Origin of the sequence: Serratia sp. BNK-33-b (assembly GCF_048684565.1) — a bacterium.
Classification (GTDB): Bacteria; Pseudomonadota; Gammaproteobacteria; order Enterobacterales; family Enterobacteriaceae; genus Serratia; species Serratia marcescens.
In genome coordinates this window covers 1,885,977-1,901,435 of the sequence record NZ_JBLQTZ010000001.1, presented here as the reverse complement: position 1 = coordinate 1,901,435, position 15,459 = coordinate 1,885,977, and the positions used below count along the sequence as shown (strand labels likewise).

The 15,459-nt window shown below is 57.9% G+C and carries 11 protein-coding genes; 3 read left to right on the top strand and 8 right to left on the bottom strand.

Features of this window, described 5'->3' with window-relative positions; translation table 11 throughout:
- Positions 1-17 precede the first annotated feature (17 nt).
- From ACMGGK_RS09030 to ACMGGK_RS09010, 5 genes are all read right to left on the bottom strand, one after another.
- Positions 18-1,151, bottom strand: a complete 1,134-nt coding sequence (locus ACMGGK_RS09030; RefSeq protein WP_049299147.1) for a polysaccharide export protein — start codon at positions 1,149-1,151, stop codon at positions 18-20.
- Positions 1,152-1,196: 45 nt separating this feature from the next.
- Positions 1,197-2,246, bottom strand: coding sequence for a UDP-N-acetylglucosamine--undecaprenyl-phosphate N-acetylglucosaminephosphotransferase (gene wecA, locus ACMGGK_RS09025; protein WP_049299146.1), 1,050 nt, complete (start codon positions 2,244-2,246; stop codon positions 1,197-1,199).
- A 174-nt stretch (positions 2,247-2,420) separates the two neighbouring features.
- The gene (locus ACMGGK_RS09020; protein WP_016927350.1) at positions 2,421-3,383 is read right to left on the bottom strand and encodes an NAD-dependent epimerase/dehydratase family protein; all 963 of its coding nucleotides are present in this window, start codon (positions 3,381-3,383) and stop codon (positions 2,421-2,423) included.
- 179 nt (positions 3,384-3,562) lie between these two features.
- The gene (locus tag ACMGGK_RS09015; RefSeq protein ID WP_028127498.1) at positions 3,563-4,462 is read right to left on the bottom strand and encodes a winged helix-turn-helix domain-containing protein; all 900 of its coding nucleotides are present in this window, start codon (positions 4,460-4,462) and stop codon (positions 3,563-3,565) included.
- Between the two features lie 771 nt (positions 4,463-5,233).
- Positions 5,234-6,628, bottom strand: a complete 1,395-nt coding sequence (locus ACMGGK_RS09010; RefSeq protein ID WP_016927348.1) for a NarK family nitrate/nitrite MFS transporter — start codon at positions 6,626-6,628, stop codon at positions 5,234-5,236.
- A gap of 349 nt (positions 6,629-6,977) precedes the next feature.
- Between ACMGGK_RS09010 and narX the strand changes: the two genes are divergently transcribed.
- Entirely contained in the window at positions 6,978-8,762 is a 1,785-nt protein-coding gene (gene narX / locus ACMGGK_RS09005; protein ID WP_420276842.1) for a nitrate/nitrite two-component system sensor histidine kinase NarX, read from the top strand.
- 10 nt (positions 8,763-8,772) lie between these two features.
- Positions 8,773-9,423, top strand: a complete 651-nt coding sequence (gene narL / locus ACMGGK_RS09000) for a two-component system response regulator NarL (RefSeq protein WP_004934684.1) — start codon at positions 8,773-8,775, stop codon at positions 9,421-9,423.
- Here the strand turns inward: narL and ACMGGK_RS08995 are convergent.
- On the bottom strand, positions 9,420-10,931 hold the full coding sequence (locus ACMGGK_RS08995) for a YchO/YchP family invasin (protein ID WP_164052452.1): 1,512 nt from the start codon (positions 10,929-10,931) through the stop codon (positions 9,420-9,422). The two genes, narL and ACMGGK_RS08995, sit on opposite strands and share 4 nt — an antisense overlap.
- A 429-nt stretch (positions 10,932-11,360) precedes the next feature.
- Between ACMGGK_RS08995 and ACMGGK_RS08990 the strand changes: the two genes are divergently transcribed.
- Entirely contained in the window at positions 11,361-12,029 is a 669-nt protein-coding gene (locus ACMGGK_RS08990; protein ID WP_420276841.1) for a prepilin peptidase, read from the top strand.
- Here ACMGGK_RS08990 and ACMGGK_RS08985 read toward each other — a convergent pair.
- Both ACMGGK_RS08985 and ACMGGK_RS08980 read right to left on the bottom strand, forming a co-directional pair.
- Positions 12,026-13,636: a hypothetical protein gene (locus ACMGGK_RS08985; RefSeq protein ID WP_049299143.1), complete on the bottom strand. Its 1,611-nt coding sequence runs from the start codon at positions 13,634-13,636 to the stop codon at positions 12,026-12,028. The two genes, ACMGGK_RS08990 and ACMGGK_RS08985, sit on opposite strands and share 4 nt — an antisense overlap.
- A gap of 231 nt (positions 13,637-13,867) precedes the next feature.
- Complete coding sequence (locus ACMGGK_RS08980; protein WP_337039702.1) at positions 13,868-15,442, bottom strand: ABC transporter substrate-binding protein; 1,575 nt, start codon at positions 15,440-15,442, stop codon at positions 13,868-13,870.
- Positions 15,443-15,459 lie beyond the last annotated feature (17 nt).

Below are 15,459 nucleotides of genomic sequence, written 5' to 3'. Positions count from 1 at the left end.
TTATTCACCCTGCGGAGTTACCAGTTGCGCACGCGCAAGGTAGCCTCGCTGAGATCGTTAAAACTGCTGATGGTCGGCACCAGCTGGCTGATCAAACGGTTCCAGCGCGCGATAGGCGCCGCGGTGACGTACACGACGTCGTAAGGGTGCAGCTGAAATTCAGCGCCCATCGCCAGCGCGCTGGCGTCGGAGAGATCGAACTGATACAGCGTCGCCAGCCGCTGCGGGGGGTTGCCGCCGCTCGGCCGGATCACGAACACCCCGGTCGCATCCGCCACCGTCTGGCTGATCCCTTCGGAAGATCCGAGGGCTTCGGTCAGGGTCATGCCGCTGCGATCCATCTTCAGCGTCGCTTGCTTGCCCACCTCGCCCATCACGAACACTTTCAAGTTGTCATTGCGCGGAATGTAGAGGATGTCGCCCGGCTGCAGCAGCGCGTTCTGGCTGATGTCGCCACGCTGCATCAGCGCCTGCAGCGAGATGGCCCGCTCTTTGCCCTGATGCGTCAGCACCACGTTGCGCCAGTCGGCATTGTCCGTCAGGCCGCCGGCGGCGTTGATCGCATCCAGAATGGTCAGCGGTACGTTGGTGATCGCCTGCTGACCGGAGGTTTTCACCTCACCGGTCACATAAGCCTTCTGCGAGCGGAACGCGGCGATGCTGACATCCACCTGCGGGCTTTCCACATACTGCGCCAGACGGCCGGCGATCAGGCTGCGCACTTCGGTGACGGTTTTACCCACCACCGCCACGCGCCCGATATAGGGGTAAAAGATCGTGCCATCCGCATGCACCCAGTTACCGGTGTCGCTGGCGCTGCGATATTGCCCGGCCGGCGTGGTCAACTCGGGGTGATCCCAGACGGTGACGTTCAACACGTCGCCGACGCCGATACGGTATTGGTAGCTCTGCAACCGCTGGTCCAGCGCCGGATTCGGCTGGGCGACCGGTTCAACGCGCCGCATTTTCTGCAGCAGCATCGGTGACATGCGGTAGACCTGTACCTGGCTGTTCAAATCGAAATCGTCGTCTTGTTGCACGACGATGGCTTTTCCGCTGGTCGGTAAATGTGAGCCGGGAACCACCGTACAACCGCTCAATAACGCGGAGGTGAAGGCCAACGGCATCAAAAGAGGCAAATGAAAATTCATGGAAGTACCGTGATAAACGGGCTGCTGCCGCAGCCCGTGAGAGGATTAACGCCCGACGGTTGGATTATCGCTGAGCATCGTCGCCTGACGCGGTTCGCGCAACATGGCGAAATAACCGCAAAAACAGAACAGAAACGCCACCAGCATCAGGCTTTCCTGCAGTTGCAACACTTCACTGCAAATGCCGATGCAGGCCAGCGTCACCGCCAGCATGGTGCTCATCGCCAGTGCCTGGCGCGCATTGAGTCCGCGACGCATCAGAATATGGTGCAAATGATCGCGGCCCGCTTTGAAGGGGCTTTGGCGGCGCAACAGGCGGCGCACCATCACGGTCACCATGTCCATCAGCGGAATGGCGATCAGCCACAGCGCGGTGACCGGGCGCATTACCGCCTGCTGCCCCTGCGTCGCCAGTAACACCAGCCACAGCACGCTGAAGCCGATCACCATGCTGCCGGCGTCCCCCATAAAGATTTTGTTACGCGCGCCGAACAGGCTCAGGTTGAACAGCAGATAAGCCGCCAGCGCGACGATCACGCCCAGGCACCACAGCGCCAGATCTCCCCGGCCACCCAGTCCGAACACGATGGCCAGCGCAACGAAGGTCACGCAGGACAAGGCGCCCAGTTGCCCGTCGATGCCATCCACCATGTTGTAGGCGTTGATCGCCCCCCATACCGCCAGCGGCGTGAGCAGCAACGCGCCATAACCGAGCATCACTTCCTGATGGCCCCAGGCATGGCCCAATGAGGAAAGTTGCATCCCTGCCGCCAGCATCATCGCCAGCGCGATCCCTCCCTGCACCATGACGCGCGGCGCCACGGGCAGATCAAAGCGGTCATCCAGCACGCCCAACACCACCAGCGCCGTAATGCACAGCAGATAGACGGTGCTGTCGGGCAGCCAGGCGGGTTGCCACAGCGCCATCAGCATCAGCGTCAGGTACACGGCGATGCCGCCGACCAACGGAATATGTCCCAGATGTTGCTTGCGCGCATTGGGCTTATCCACTAATCCCACCGTCAAGGCGACCCGGCGGGCAATAAGGATCCACGCGACCGCCAGCACAAATATCACGCTCAGTTGATATAACATCGTTCCTCCAGCGAATAAGCACGCTACCGCCCTTGAGTTACAGCTCCCAATGCGCTATTAACAAAAACAAAATTGATCCTGCCAGGATATAAGTCAGCATGAATTAATCCTGAAAAATACAGATTTATCCGCTTGTCGGCGGAAATAAGTAAATAACGTCAGCGTGCGGTTAAGTTATCTATCAGAAAACTCATGTTTAATGGTTCTTTCGATTGCCGAATCAAGTTCAACAGGCGCCACGAAATTATTTTGCACATTACTTTTAAACTGCGTTCTGGCGCAGAATTTCTGTACTCTGACGCGGCTTATTGGGAATTTCTTTCGACTTATTTTACTCACAACATCCAATGCGGTTGCGCCGCATATGCCTACGGCATAAGGAATGCGAATTGTCTTATTTTTTCTCCCCAATGAAGAGGAAATGACGTCGACCAATTGATTCATCGTAAAGTCCGGTTTATCGACGTAGTTGCTGACCTGATAACTTGACTGTTGATCCAGCGCATGTTCCAGCCGCGCGGCAATATTTTCAACGTAGGCCATCGACTTCATATTATTGCCGCTGCCAATCATCACGAAACGTCCGCTGGCGATCTGACGGAACAGGTTATACACGTTGCCGCGGTTGCCTTCGCCGAATACCACCGTTGGACGGATGATAGTCAACCGATTTTCCACATCGGCCTTGCGCCAGGCTTCATAAACGTATTCCGCCTCGAGCTTGGACTTGCCGTAATGGTTGAAAGGCTCGAAACTTCCTTCTTCGCCGGTTTCCTGTTTAACGAAGCCGTAAACAGCGACGGAGGAGGTGAAAATGATTTGGCGGATATTCAGAGCGGAGGCGGTCATGCAGACATGCCGCGCGCCTTCGACATTGACCTGATAATAGAGCGAAATGGGATCGACGTTGTCCTGATGTTCCGCCGCCAGATTAATGATGGCGTCGCAGCCCGTCAGCGGTTCTTGCAAAGTCTGAGGTTGCGTCACATCGCCATACTGATAGAGCGCGGGAAAATGTGCGCTGGGTTGCTTATCCACGATGACCAACGTCAGATCATCGCGCGCACTGAGACGTTTCGCCAGGCGTGTTCCGATAAAACCGGAACCCCCGATAATAGCTACTTTACGCTTATCCATAATTTGTCACTCAGCAGGTTCTCATTATTCCTGTCGCCCCATTGGGACAGGACGCTAATACGCGTTAGGTAATGAGTTCCAGACTGGACAAATCGAACCTGGCTTTCAAATAACAAATAATGAAATAAAAGATTTCATCAAATGTAAAATTATCGCTAAAGATAAAACCTCATTCAGCGCTAATTTTTAACATCGTAAGCAACTTGATATTGCAAGGTTTTATTCGGCAATATGAGATTAATCCGACCTTTGCCGGGCGTCGAAGAGGTCTCATATTTTACCGGCAATTTAAGCTGCCCTTGCTTAGGATCGACACATTCGATGGTGGCTTGATCCATGTTCTCTCCCTGGTAAAGACAGAGCAGAGTTTGCGGGCTGTTGGTATGGGGGTTATTCAGCGTCAGCGTCAACACCACGCGCGTGTTGTTCTGAATATCATTGATCACCGGGGGGCGGGTTTGGTTGCCGAGCACATATGAAAAATGTGAAATAACCAGCAAAGAGGCGAATACCGTCAGGTATTTCACTACACGGCTGGCGGGTATGCTGAAAAAGCGACGCACCGCCGCCGACTTTTTTTCACGCACCGGTTCTTTGGATGACTCCACCGTTGCAACAGGCGCAGCAACCAGCGTCGATTTATGCGGCTTATCTATTTTTTCATCGTTTGTTTCAGACGACTCACTTTCACTTTCAGAAAGTTCCGCTTGAATATCAACACCAATATCTTCACCGCCATTTAATATATCATCATCAGCGTAGTCTTCATCCTCGGATATAAAGTGAAAAGCCGCTTGATTTTCCACCTTGTAACCCAAACGAGGAATGGTTCTGATAAGCGTGTGTTCCGTGTCGCTAATCTTTTGGCGAATAGATTTAATTGTTTGATTTATCGTTGAATCTGAGCAATAGGTTCCTTTCCAGATATTTTCTATAATTTCCGTTCGGGTAACCAGTTCTGGTGATCTGGCGACAAGCAGCGAAAGAATTTGATACTCCTTCCAACGCAGACGAAATTTCTCCCCGGCAGGAGTCAGAACATCGAGATTCCTAATCTTTATTCTTTTATCAAGATTCACTTTTAATTTCCTTAGCGTGCCTGTCCTGCACACTTTGTATAGAAATATCAAAAAATGTTCAAGAAATTAAATGTAAACTCAACAGGTTGCATTCATCGGATATTGGCCTTTATAAAAATTTTCTGATTTCATTTTTTACATTAGGCCATATTAAGGATGTTCCGTTTATCCAAATGACTCTTTTTCCCTGCTGGCAACATGGATTTCTTTCATGGTCACCGTAAAATTCAAATGAACACCTCATTGATTTAAAAAGGAAAAACTAACCATGTTGTTCGATTGTTAATCGAATGAAATTGTGAAATTTCATTCCTATCCGTGAATTCATTGTGTTTTCCCACCTAATCTGATTGTCAGATAGACTACAAAAAGCCGAAAAAAACAGAATGAGAGTTATCTGATTTAACCCCGTCACACATTCCACTCGGCGTGTGCAGCATCTAAGACAAAACCCTATTACTGATTTTATAACAATCGCACTAATTATGCCTTCCCCTCCCGGAAATTTCATTTAATCTGCGAAAAGACATTAACGCCTTAATGTAAGAATACTCTCAATAAAACGAAAAAAACGTGCAAATAATATAATCCGTTTTGGCGAAAATATTCCCACATTGAGAGATAGTGCTATAAAAAAAGAAAAAAACGGCAAGCGAAGATGAGAATTTTACCTAAAGGCAGAAAATTTCACTGAGGAGGCGAGGAGAGATGACTCGGAATGAGAGAAATATCCCTCCCCTGTCGGGAGGGATTGAGAAAGCGGTTTGATACTCAGGCCTTTTTCTTGCGGCCATACACCGCCCAGGTGATGACCACACACAAGATATAGAACACCAAGAATACTTTCATTGCCCCCGCCGGCGAACCGGTCAGCGCCAGCGAGGTGCCGAATGCCTGGGGAATAAAGAAACCGCCTGCGGCGCCGATCGCCGAGATAAAGCCCAATGCGGCGGCGGAGTCCGTCACCGCTTCACGCTGTGCGCTCTCGTCACTGCCGCCGGCCGCTTTCACGCGATCGACAGTGATTTTACGGAAAATGACGGCGATCATTTGGAAAGTCGATCCGCTGCCCAGCCCCGCCGTGAGGAACAACACCATAAAGATGCCGTAGAAGGCGATAAACGAACCGCCCTCGCCCGCTGCCGGCAAGGTCAGGAACAACAGCGCGGCGAACACGGCCATCACCACAAAGTTGATCAACGTCACCCGCACGCCGCCGAAACGGTCAGACAGCGCGCCGCCGACCGGCCGTGCCAGCGCACCGAGGAACGGCCCGAAGAAAGCGTAATGCAGGATCACGACCTCCGGAAATTGCGTCTTCGACAGCATGGCGAAACCGGCGGAGAAACCGATGAAAGAACCGAAGGTCGCGAGGTACAGCAAACTCAGCATCCACAAATGCCCACGTTTGAGCACTGGCAGTTGCTGGCGCAGCGATGCCTTGGCCGCCGCCAGATCGTTCATGCCGAACCAGGCCGCCAAGGTGGCGACCAGCAGGAACGGTACCCAGATCCAGGCGGCATTTTCCAGCCACAGCTGTCCCCCTTCTGCCTGATCTTGCGCCGTGCCGCCAAACAGACCAAACAGGCTGAAAGAGATCGCCAACGGCGCGACCAGTTGCATGACGCTGACGCCCAGATTCCCCAACCCGCCGTTGAGACCCAACGCGCCACCCTGACGCGCTTTCGGGAAGAAGAAGCTGATATTGGCCATGCTGGAGGCAAAGTTGGCGCCCGCAAAACCGCATAGCAGGGAAATGATGACGAATACACTGTACGGCGTGCTGCTGTCCTGCACCGCGAATCCCAGCCACAGGCACGGCACCAGCAGGAAGCAGGTGCTGATAGCGGTCCAGCGGCGGCCGCCAAACAGCGGGATCACGAAGGAATACGGCACGCGTAAAATAGCGCCCGAGACCGACGGCAGCGCTGTCAACAGGAACAATTGGTCAGTGGAAAAGTTGAAGCCAACCTTGTTCAGGTTGACCGCCACGGCGCTGAACAGCATCCAGACGCAGAAGGCCAGCAGCAGACAGGGAATGGAAATCCACAGGTTGCGGGTGGCGATGCGATGGCCACGCTGCAGCCAAAAGGCGCTGTCTTCAGGATGCCAATCCTGAATCAGCGCACCGGTTTTCTTTGATGAAGGCGTTGCAAGTTGCGACATAAAAACCTCAGACACGGGGGATTATTCCGACACCCTAGGGGGCGGCTCCGGCGGCAAAGTTGATGTATATCAACCCGAATGCAAGTAGTTGGCGGCACAAATAGCGCCTTCATCCCCTTAGGGGTACGTTCTGGATAAAAATTAAATCATTTACAATCAATGAATTAGAATAAATCACTTCGTCATCCTCACCGCTTCGCCGCCCCCCTGGAAACTAATGGGTACTTCATTCGAGGTATGGGGTTATGCTCAGGGATAATCAAAAATACGGCTGAATCGTTACTTGTTTACCCCGTCGCCGCCTTCGCCCCTGAGCTTCAGCGGCGCCAAATGCCAGGAACCCGCGCTTATGAAACGCCTGTTGGCCCCGCTTTCGATCGTGAATCAGGTCGCCCTGCTGATGTTGCTGTCGGGCATTCTGGGCGTGGCCGGCATGGGGATTTCCGCCTGGATGTCGCAAAGCATTCAGGGCAACGCGCATGCCATCAACAAGGCCGGCTCGCTGCGTATGCAAAGCTACCGTCTGCTGGCGCAGGTGCCGCTGGATGAACGGCATGAAGCGTTGATCCGCGAACTGGAGCGCGACGAAAACAGCCCCGACCTGCAGCGTTCGGTGGAACAGGAAGGGTTGACGCAACCTTTCGACGCCTTGCGCGACTACTGGCAACAGACCCTGCAACCTCGCCTGCGCAGCGCGCAGCGCCCGGCCGACGCCGCGCCGCAGGTGGCGCACTTCGTGCAGCTGTTGGATAAGCTGGTGTCGGATATCGACAGGCAAACCGAGCGCCGCCTGCTGATGGTGACGCTGGTGCAGGCCGGCTTTATCGCGCTGACCCTGCTGCTGCTGATCGGCACCACCTGCTACCTGCGCCGCCGGTTGCTGCATCCGTGGCGGCAGCTGGTGGAAATGGCGTTGGCGGTGGGCCGCGGCGACTTTAGCCGCCGCTTCGCGCAGCGCGGCCATCAGGATGAAATGGCGTCGCTCGGCGGCGCGTTGAACACCATGTCCGACGAACTGTCGGCCACCTACAGCGGGCTGGAGCAGCGCGTGGCCGAGAAGACCGCGGACCTGCAGCAAAAAAATCAGATGCTGAGTTTTCTCTATCGCGCCAGCCGCCTGCTGCACGCCAGCGAGCCGCTGTGCAGCCGCCTGACGCCGCTGCTCAACCAACTGCAAATCCTGACGCCGCTGCGCGCCATTCAGGTGCGGCTGTATGAAAACGACAGCCGGGAGCCGCTGCTGCAGCTGAGCGGCAACCAGCCGTTGCGGCCGGAGCATTGCCATAATCCGGTGTGCAGCGCCTGCCTGCACGACAGCGACCGCCAGCATCCCGACAGCCCGTCGCTGAGCTGGAGCCTGAGCGACAAGCTTGGCGACTACGGCGTGATCGTGGCGCAACATGCGCCGCAACAGCCGCTGAACGATGAGCACCGCCAGCTGGTCAACACTCTGGTGGAGCAACTGACCAGCGTGCTGGCCATCGAACGTCAGGTAGACCACCAGCAGCAGCTGATGTTGATGGAAGAACGGGCGGCGATCGCCCGCGAGCTGCACGACTCCATCGCCCAATCGCTCTCCTGCCTGAAAATGCAGATCGCCTGCCTGCAGATGCAGGGCGAAACGCTCTCGCCCGCCAGCCAGGCGCTGGTGCAGCAGATGCGCGAAGAGCTGAACGGCGCCTATCGCCAGCTGCGCGAGCTGCTGACCACCTTCCGCCTGCAGCTGACCGAACCGGGCCTGCTGGCGGCGCTGCAATCGACGGTAGCGGAGTTCAATCCCAAACTGGGCCTGACCATCAGCCTCGATTACCAACTGGGGCCGCGCACGGTGCCCGCCTATCAGGCCATTCATCTGCTGCAGATCGCCCGCGAGGCGCTCAGTAACATCCTTAAGCATGCCGCAGCCAGCGAGGTGAGCATTCAGGTCATCAACAAACGGGGCGAAGTGACCCTGAGCGTATGCGACAACGGACGCGGCCTGCCGGCCGAAACATCCCGCCCCGACCATTACGGCTTGATCATCATGCGCGATCGCGCCAAGAGCCTGCACGGCTGTTGCGACATTTTACCGCGCAGCGGCGGCGGCACCGAGGTGCGAGTCAGCTTCACGCCGGATAACCACGCCATCGACTAACGGAGACACCATGACGACAGAAACCGCCGCCACCATCTTACTGATCGACGACCACCCGATGCTGCGCAACGGCGTAAAACAGCTGATTGGCATGGACGCTCGCCTGCAGGTCATCGCCGAAGCCAGCAACGGTGAGCAAGGGGTCGCGCTGGCGGAGCAGCACGATCCGGATCTGATCCTGCTCGACCTCAACATGCCTGGCATCAACGGGCTGGAAACGCTGGATCGCCTGCGCCAGACCGACCTGTCGGGGCGCGTTGTGGTGTTCAGCGTATCCAACCATGAAGACGACGTCGTCAGCGCGCTCAAACGCGGCGCCGACGGCTATCTGTTGAAAGACATGGAGCCGGAGGATCTGCTGAAGGCGCTGCATCAGGCGGCGGCCGGGCAGATGGTGCTCAGCGAAACGCTGACGCCGATCCTCGCCGCCAGCCTGCGGGAAAACCGCCCCAGCGCCGATCGCGATATTCAGCAATTGACGCCGCGCGAACGGGATATCCTGAAGCTGATCGCCCAAGGGCTGCCGAACAAGCTGATCGCCCGCCGCCTGACCATCACCGAAAGCACCGTCAAGGTGCACGTCAAACACCTGCTGAAAAAGATGAAGCTCAAATCCCGCGTCGAGGCCGCCGTGTGGGTGCTGCAGGGTAAAAACGGTTAATCGCCGCCGTACAGCGGCCCGGTTTGCGCCGGGATCGGCGGCGGCGTCAGGGTTTTGATCGGCGGCAGGCCCGCGTCATCACCGGCGGTCGCCGTCAGCGGCGGCGCCACTTTCAGCTCTATCCAGTTGGACGTCACGCGCTGCTGTTTATCGTCCTCCAGCGTGACCGATAGCCGGTAGCTGTTGGCGGCGCCCGGCGCATCGTCCCACGGCGGCACGATCGCCGTCCAGCCCTGCGGATCGTTGGCGTTGTGCGGCGGCGTCAGGCTCAGCGCCTGGGTATCCCCCTGCCAACTGACGTGAGCGATGCCGTTGAGCGCCTTGATTTCCAGCACCAGCGGCACGGTTTCCCCCGCCTGCAGGCTCCACGGCGGCGTGGCCAGGAACACCTGCAGCGTTTTGCGCTGGCGGAACTCCAGCACCGGCACGTTCTTGCGTTCGATAGGATCGTAGCGGCTGCCGCGCAGCGACTTGGCCTGCGCCACATACTCCGGCGAAATCTGCTTCACCAACGGCACCCCGAGCCGATAGCTCAGCGCCAGCTCGATCTGATCCTGGCTCTGCCCGCCCGCGCCAATCTTATGCAGCGCCTTCATCGTCACCAGCGGCACCGGGGTGTAATTGAGCCCCAGCTGCATCGCGCGCGGATCGTTTTGTTTTTTGCCGCTGCCGAACAGATCGACATTATCGCCGAGATACTGCTCATAGCTGAGCGAACCGCCGATCTGGCGATAAAACGGCAGATAGCCTTGCGTCGTAATGTCGTAACCGCGCGCCGGGCGGCTGAAAAACACGCCATCGCCAGGCTGTTGCGCCAGCGCCGACAGCGGGTAGTAATAGTTGGTGGAGAAACGCAGGTAGTCTCCCCAGGCCTCCGCGCCGACGCTGCCGCGATTGCGCTGCCGGGCGAAATCGCTGTCGAGCGCCGTGTTGTACCCCAGCAGCCAGTCACCGGCGATCCAGCGCTGCCCCAGCGCGAAATTACCGAGCGCCCCGGCGCTTTGCTGTAGCCAGCCGATCTGGCTGTAGGTCAGCAATCCGTCGACGTCGTACAGCGGGCTGAATAACTGCCCGTTGCTGCCGGTAAAGTCCCCCTCACCGGTCATCTCCAGCGATAATCGGGCGGTGCCCAGCGGCGACAACAGTTCCTGCGCCTGCTGTTGCAGCGCGCCGGTCGCCTGGCCCAGCAGATAATCCTCGGCGCGGCTGCGCATCTGCTGACGGGAAACGTTATTCAGATCTTTTTCGCCGAACTGCTTGGCCATCTCGGCCCACTGCTTCTCGCGCGCGGCGTCATCGGGCGCGCCGCCCAGTTCGGGCAAATTCGCGGCCGGATCTGCGACGGCCTGTGCGGAAGAGACAACGCTCTCCGGCGCCGGCGGGGATTCGGCGCAGGCGGGCGCCGCGCCGGCCAGCCACACCAGCGCCCCGGCCAGCCACACCGCCTGGCGGCTGTGCCAGCGTCGTTTTTTGGTTTTGATGAGTCCCGCCTGAATTTCGTCTTTCATGGCACCGTTGGCCCCCCTCCCTCCTGGAGCGGGCCAACCCACTGCTTTGCTGTCGCCTTTCCCGCGGCAGATCTGGAAACCCTACGCCCCGTCCAGGCCGGGGCGCCTCTCCCTTAAAGTCTAACGGCTTGACGAACAGAAACAATAGGATAAACCCCAATCACTCCCAAGTGACGCCGTCACTTACGCCCTTTACCGATCCATTCCGGCCGCCAGGTGAATTCACACCATTTCAGCACCGGTTTTGCCGATAAAAAGCGCAACACCCCACTGCTGCGCGCCTCCGCGCATGACATTGCCTCACTCTGCAATACGTGAAGTGGCGATGCATACAACTGCGCATTCCTCACAGCCCACCGCATTTCACCCCGATGAAATACGCATTTTGCCGTTATTTTAAACATCTATTTCACGACTGACGGAGCCCCGATGTTTCTTTCCTTACTGTGGCCTGCGCTGTTTTTCACCGCGCTGCTGTCGGCAGGTGCGGTCGCCTTCACGCTCATCACCCGATTGGAGCGAACGGCGGCCGTGCGCGCCAGCCCACCGAAATTGCGCCGCCGCAGCCTGCTGCTGACGGCCTTCGGTTTGGCGTTGACGGCGCTGCCCTTCGACCTGCCGGCAGCGCACCGGCTGTGGTTGCCGCCGGCCGCGGCGCTGCTGATCGCCCTGGCCTGGCTAGACGGGCGCCACCGGTGGCTGCCGGACCGGTTGACCCAGCCGCTGCTGTGGGGCGGGATGCTGTGCAATCTTGACGCTCGCTGGGCGACGCTGAGCGACGCGGTTATCGGCGCCGCCGCCGGCTACGGGGGGTTGTGGCTGCTCAACGCGCTTTATCGGCAAGTGCGGCGGCGTGACGGCATCGGCCAGGGTGATTTCAAACTGCTGGCGGCGCTGGGCGCCTGGCTCGGTTGGACGATGCTGCCGCTGTTGGTCTGTCTGGCGGCCATGTTCGGATTAGGCATGGCATTGACGCGCGGCCGCCGCAACCGCCGCGCCTGGCGAACGCGGCAACCTTTCGGCATCGCCTTGGCGGCCGCCGGCTGGCTGTTGCTCTTGATGGACGCCGGCCAGAACGCACCGGCGTTATTCGGTTAGTTCTTCAGTGTCTCGATCAGCCGATTGAGCAATCCGGCCACTTCCGCCGTGCTGGCCGTTGTCGGATTGGCCAGTGGCTGGATCACGGCGAGCCTGGTGGTGGATAACACCTCATCGCTGCGGATTTCCAACGCATCGGCGGGTGGCGTGCTCAATGAAACGCCGTCCGGCCGCCAGTAGCTGCCGCGCGTAGTCTGCACCTGATAACTGCCAAAGCCGAAATCTTTCTCGACGCGGTAATATATTTCGCAGCTTAACGGCCCGGTGCGCCGCAACATAAAGGCGCCTTTCGCGCTATAGCTGCCTTTATTGACGACAAAGGCGGTCGCCTGCGAAGACAGATCGAACGTGATATATAAATCGCACGCCAGCACCTTGGTGCTTACGCCCTGTTGAAGAGTAATGCGCGTTGTAGGTTGCCGATCTGGCGCGGTCAGGGTGCCTAAAAAAGTCCACGATTGCTGTTTCGAGATATTGCGCGGCAAATGGTTGCTGGTGGCGGAAGGGGCAATTCCCCGCTCGCCCAGACTGTACATCGCTTCGACCCCGCTTAAAAACGACGTCACATCGACGGTGCTTTTGCCGGCCACCGGGACGCCGCCGTTGTATACGTTACTGAAGGTTACCTCGGTATTGTTGCTGCAGGCGGCGATCGCCGCCGGGAACGGCGTCTTAGAACCGCTGTAAAGAGTCAACTGACCGATATCCCAACGAGATTCGTTGATGAATCGGCACAACACGCCCCCGCTCTCCACATTCTGCGCGTCCTGGATATTGATATTGCCTATCGTGCCTTGGGCAAAGTTGGTGGACAACACGCTGACATTGGCGGCGCGCTGCGTATTGCGGTTCTCGCAACCCAACGAATTGATCGTGCCGTTAAAATCTTTGAAAGAGTAGATATCGCCGATGCAGTCATCCGCAGCCAACGAGCCGATAGTAGAGTAAAACCCTGAAATTCTGAACGCAGTCCCCTTGGCGCGAGCGGCGTAGAGGCCGTCTATAAAATTGGTGGTGCCGGACTTGTCCATCCACAGCACCCCATCGCCCGGGCGATTGGCGTTTGCCTCCATCTGCACGTTCACCAGCCAGTTAATGAACATGTCGCCCGAGACAAACAGCGAATAACCGCCGACCTTGGTGTAGATGTCGCGAATATCAAACTTCGTCATGTTGCGATCGCTGAACCACACGCCGTGGGTGTCATCTACGCCGGTATCATCCCGCAGCGTCAAGCCGTGCAGCGTCAGATTAGCGAAGCCTTTCACCACGATCACCGCTTTCTTCGTTTCGCCCTGTTCGTTGGTGTAACTGCTGTCCGTCGTCTTGACAATTTTGGTCGCCCGTCCCAATCCGACCACCCGCAACCCGATGCCGCCGTAGATGTCCGTTGTCGTCTGAATGACTACGTGTCCGGCGACCGTATACACCCGCTTCCCAAGGGACAGCGTACCGCCGGCTTGCAGCGCCGCTGCCGCCGCTTTGTTGATCGCCGGCCCCCAGTTGCTTCCGTCGCTGTCCTGATAAAACTGTTCCGGCGTAACAACCTCACCGGTGGCGAGCAAGGTTGCTGCGCGCGCTCCTGAAGCGTTTTCGTTATTGTCCATAATATCTCCTGACGTGATGTGTCCGCATCATTGCGGACGGCCGCGGTGAAAGGCGTAAACAACGCCGCCTTTCAGTGCCAATCTATCACCGTCATATGAGCGCGTTATGAAATTTCATTTTATTTCACCCTGACACAACATCTCGCGATTCGAGGTGGCAACAGCCAGCGATTTCACTCGCTGTTGGCCTTTGGTGCGACAGAAAGCTCGGCCTGGCGCGCGGCGTTGCCGCTACTTGCTGACCCGATCCAGATACAGCATGCTGTTGGCGATATCCAGCCGGGCACCTTCGACGTTGTCCCGCAATGCCACCAGCGTTTGCCCCTGCAGCGCCACCACATAGGGCGAGCTGGCCTGCAATTCCCGTTGCAACGTGACGTAACGTGCGCTGCGCGCGGCGCTGTTCCCCTCCGCAGCCGCGGCGCGCGTTTCCGCGCTGATGGCGGGAATGCCCCACTGGGTGCGCCAGGCCAGGGTTTTCGGCCCACCGGGCACGTTATAGGCAAAGGCGCTGGCGTTGGTGTTCGGATCCAGGTAGTCGGCGCCCCAGTAGGTGAAGATCGCCTGAAAATCGCGGCCGCGCATCTTGCCCCACAGATCGCTTTCTACCACCGGATGGATATCCAACCGCAGCCCGGCCTGCGCAAAACTGGCCTGCAGCGCCTGCGCGATGTCGGTATACGGCGGTTGGTTGATGACGATAAGATCGATGCGCGTACCTTCAGCGATGCCGGCATCGCGCAGGATCTGTTTGGCTTTGTCCACGTCGAGCTTAAACGGCCGATCGTCGAGTGCCCCGTCCAATCCCTGTGGCAAGAAGGCCTGATGCACGCGATATTGCCCTTTCAGCAGTTGCTCGGCGATGCTCTGATAATCGACCAGCCAGCGCGCCGCCTGCCACAACGCCGGATTGCCCAGCGCCGGATTGTCTTTGCTGCCGGTGTTGAAACCGAGGTAATAGATCCGGGGCGCATCGGCCTGCTCGATGCGCACGCCAGACGCGTTGCGCAGTGAGTCGAACTGGTCGGCGCCCAGATCGTAGGCCACGTCGGCATCGCCTTTCAGCAACAGCAAACGGCGGGTGCCGGCGTCGCTGACGTTCTTGAACAACACCGTTTTCAACCTTGCCGGCGACGGGGCGTACTCATTGCGGCCAAACAGCAGCGCTTCATGCGGCACATAGTTATTCACCCGATACGGGCCGCCGCCGGCGGAATGGCTGCGCAGCCAGGCGTTACCGTAGTCCCCCTGCTGCGCGTGCTCGTTCAACAGCTTTTCATCCACGATCGAAGCCACATTCGCCGTCAGCAGCCGCAGCGCCAATTCGCTGCCGATGTTGGCGGGCCAACTGAGTTGCACCTGGTTATCTCCCACCTTCTTCAACTGCTGCTCAACGTTATCCGGCGTCCAGCCAAACTCGCCGAGAATAAACGACGGCGCCTTGTTCAGCTTCACCGCGCGAACCAGCGAAAAAATCACATCTTCTGGCCGCAGCGGATTGCCGGAAGCGAAACGCTGCTGCGATTTCAGGGTAAAGGTCAGGCTGCGGCCATCGGCGCCCGCTTGCCAACTGCCTGCGGCGTCCGGCGCCAGCTTTTGCGGCGCGGCGCGATCCGGCGCCACCAGGCGTTGATAGAGGTTGACCAGATTGGCCGAGCTGACGGTTTCAAAGCTCTCCGCCGGATCGAGGCTGATAATGCCCTCCAACGAACTGACCACCACCAAGGTATCCTGCGGGGTGGCAGCCTGCGCACCGAAAGCGGCCGCCAGCGCGCCATACAATAAGGTTGGGATTAACCGTTTCATCGATACACTCTCCATAA

What these genes read in the sequence shown, in the direction of transcription:
- narL (WP_004934684.1), top strand. Translation starts at nt 8,773, where the DNA reads ATGACGACAGAAACCGCCGCCACCATCTTACTGATCGACGACCACCCG.
- ACMGGK_RS09030 (WP_049299147.1), bottom strand. Translation starts at nt 1,151, where the DNA reads ATGAATTTTCATTTGCCTCTTTTGATGCCGTTGGCCTTCACCTCCGCG.
- ACMGGK_RS08995 (WP_164052452.1), bottom strand. Translation starts at nt 10,931, where the DNA reads ATGAAAGACGAAATTCAGGCGGGACTCATCAAAACCAAAAAACGACGC.
- ACMGGK_RS08990 (WP_420276841.1), top strand. Translation starts at nt 11,361, where the DNA reads ATGTTTCTTTCCTTACTGTGGCCTGCGCTGTTTTTCACCGCGCTGCTG.
- ACMGGK_RS09020 (WP_016927350.1), bottom strand. Translation starts at nt 3,383, where the DNA reads ATGGATAAGCGTAAAGTAGCTATTATCGGGGGTTCCGGTTTTATCGGA.
- ACMGGK_RS08985 (WP_049299143.1), bottom strand. Translation starts at nt 13,636, where the DNA reads ATGGACAATAACGAAAACGCTTCAGGAGCGCGCGCAGCAACCTTGCTC.
- narX (WP_420276842.1), top strand. Translation starts at nt 6,978, where the DNA reads ATGAAACGCCTGTTGGCCCCGCTTTCGATCGTGAATCAGGTCGCCCTG.
- ACMGGK_RS08980 (WP_337039702.1), bottom strand. Translation starts at nt 15,442, where the DNA reads ATGAAACGGTTAATCCCAACCTTATTGTATGGCGCGCTGGCGGCCGCT.
- wecA (WP_049299146.1), bottom strand. Translation starts at nt 2,246, where the DNA reads ATGTTATATCAACTGAGCGTGATATTTGTGCTGGCGGTCGCGTGGATC.
- ACMGGK_RS09010 (WP_016927348.1), bottom strand. Translation starts at nt 6,628, where the DNA reads ATGTCGCAACTTGCAACGCCTTCATCAAAGAAAACCGGTGCGCTGATT.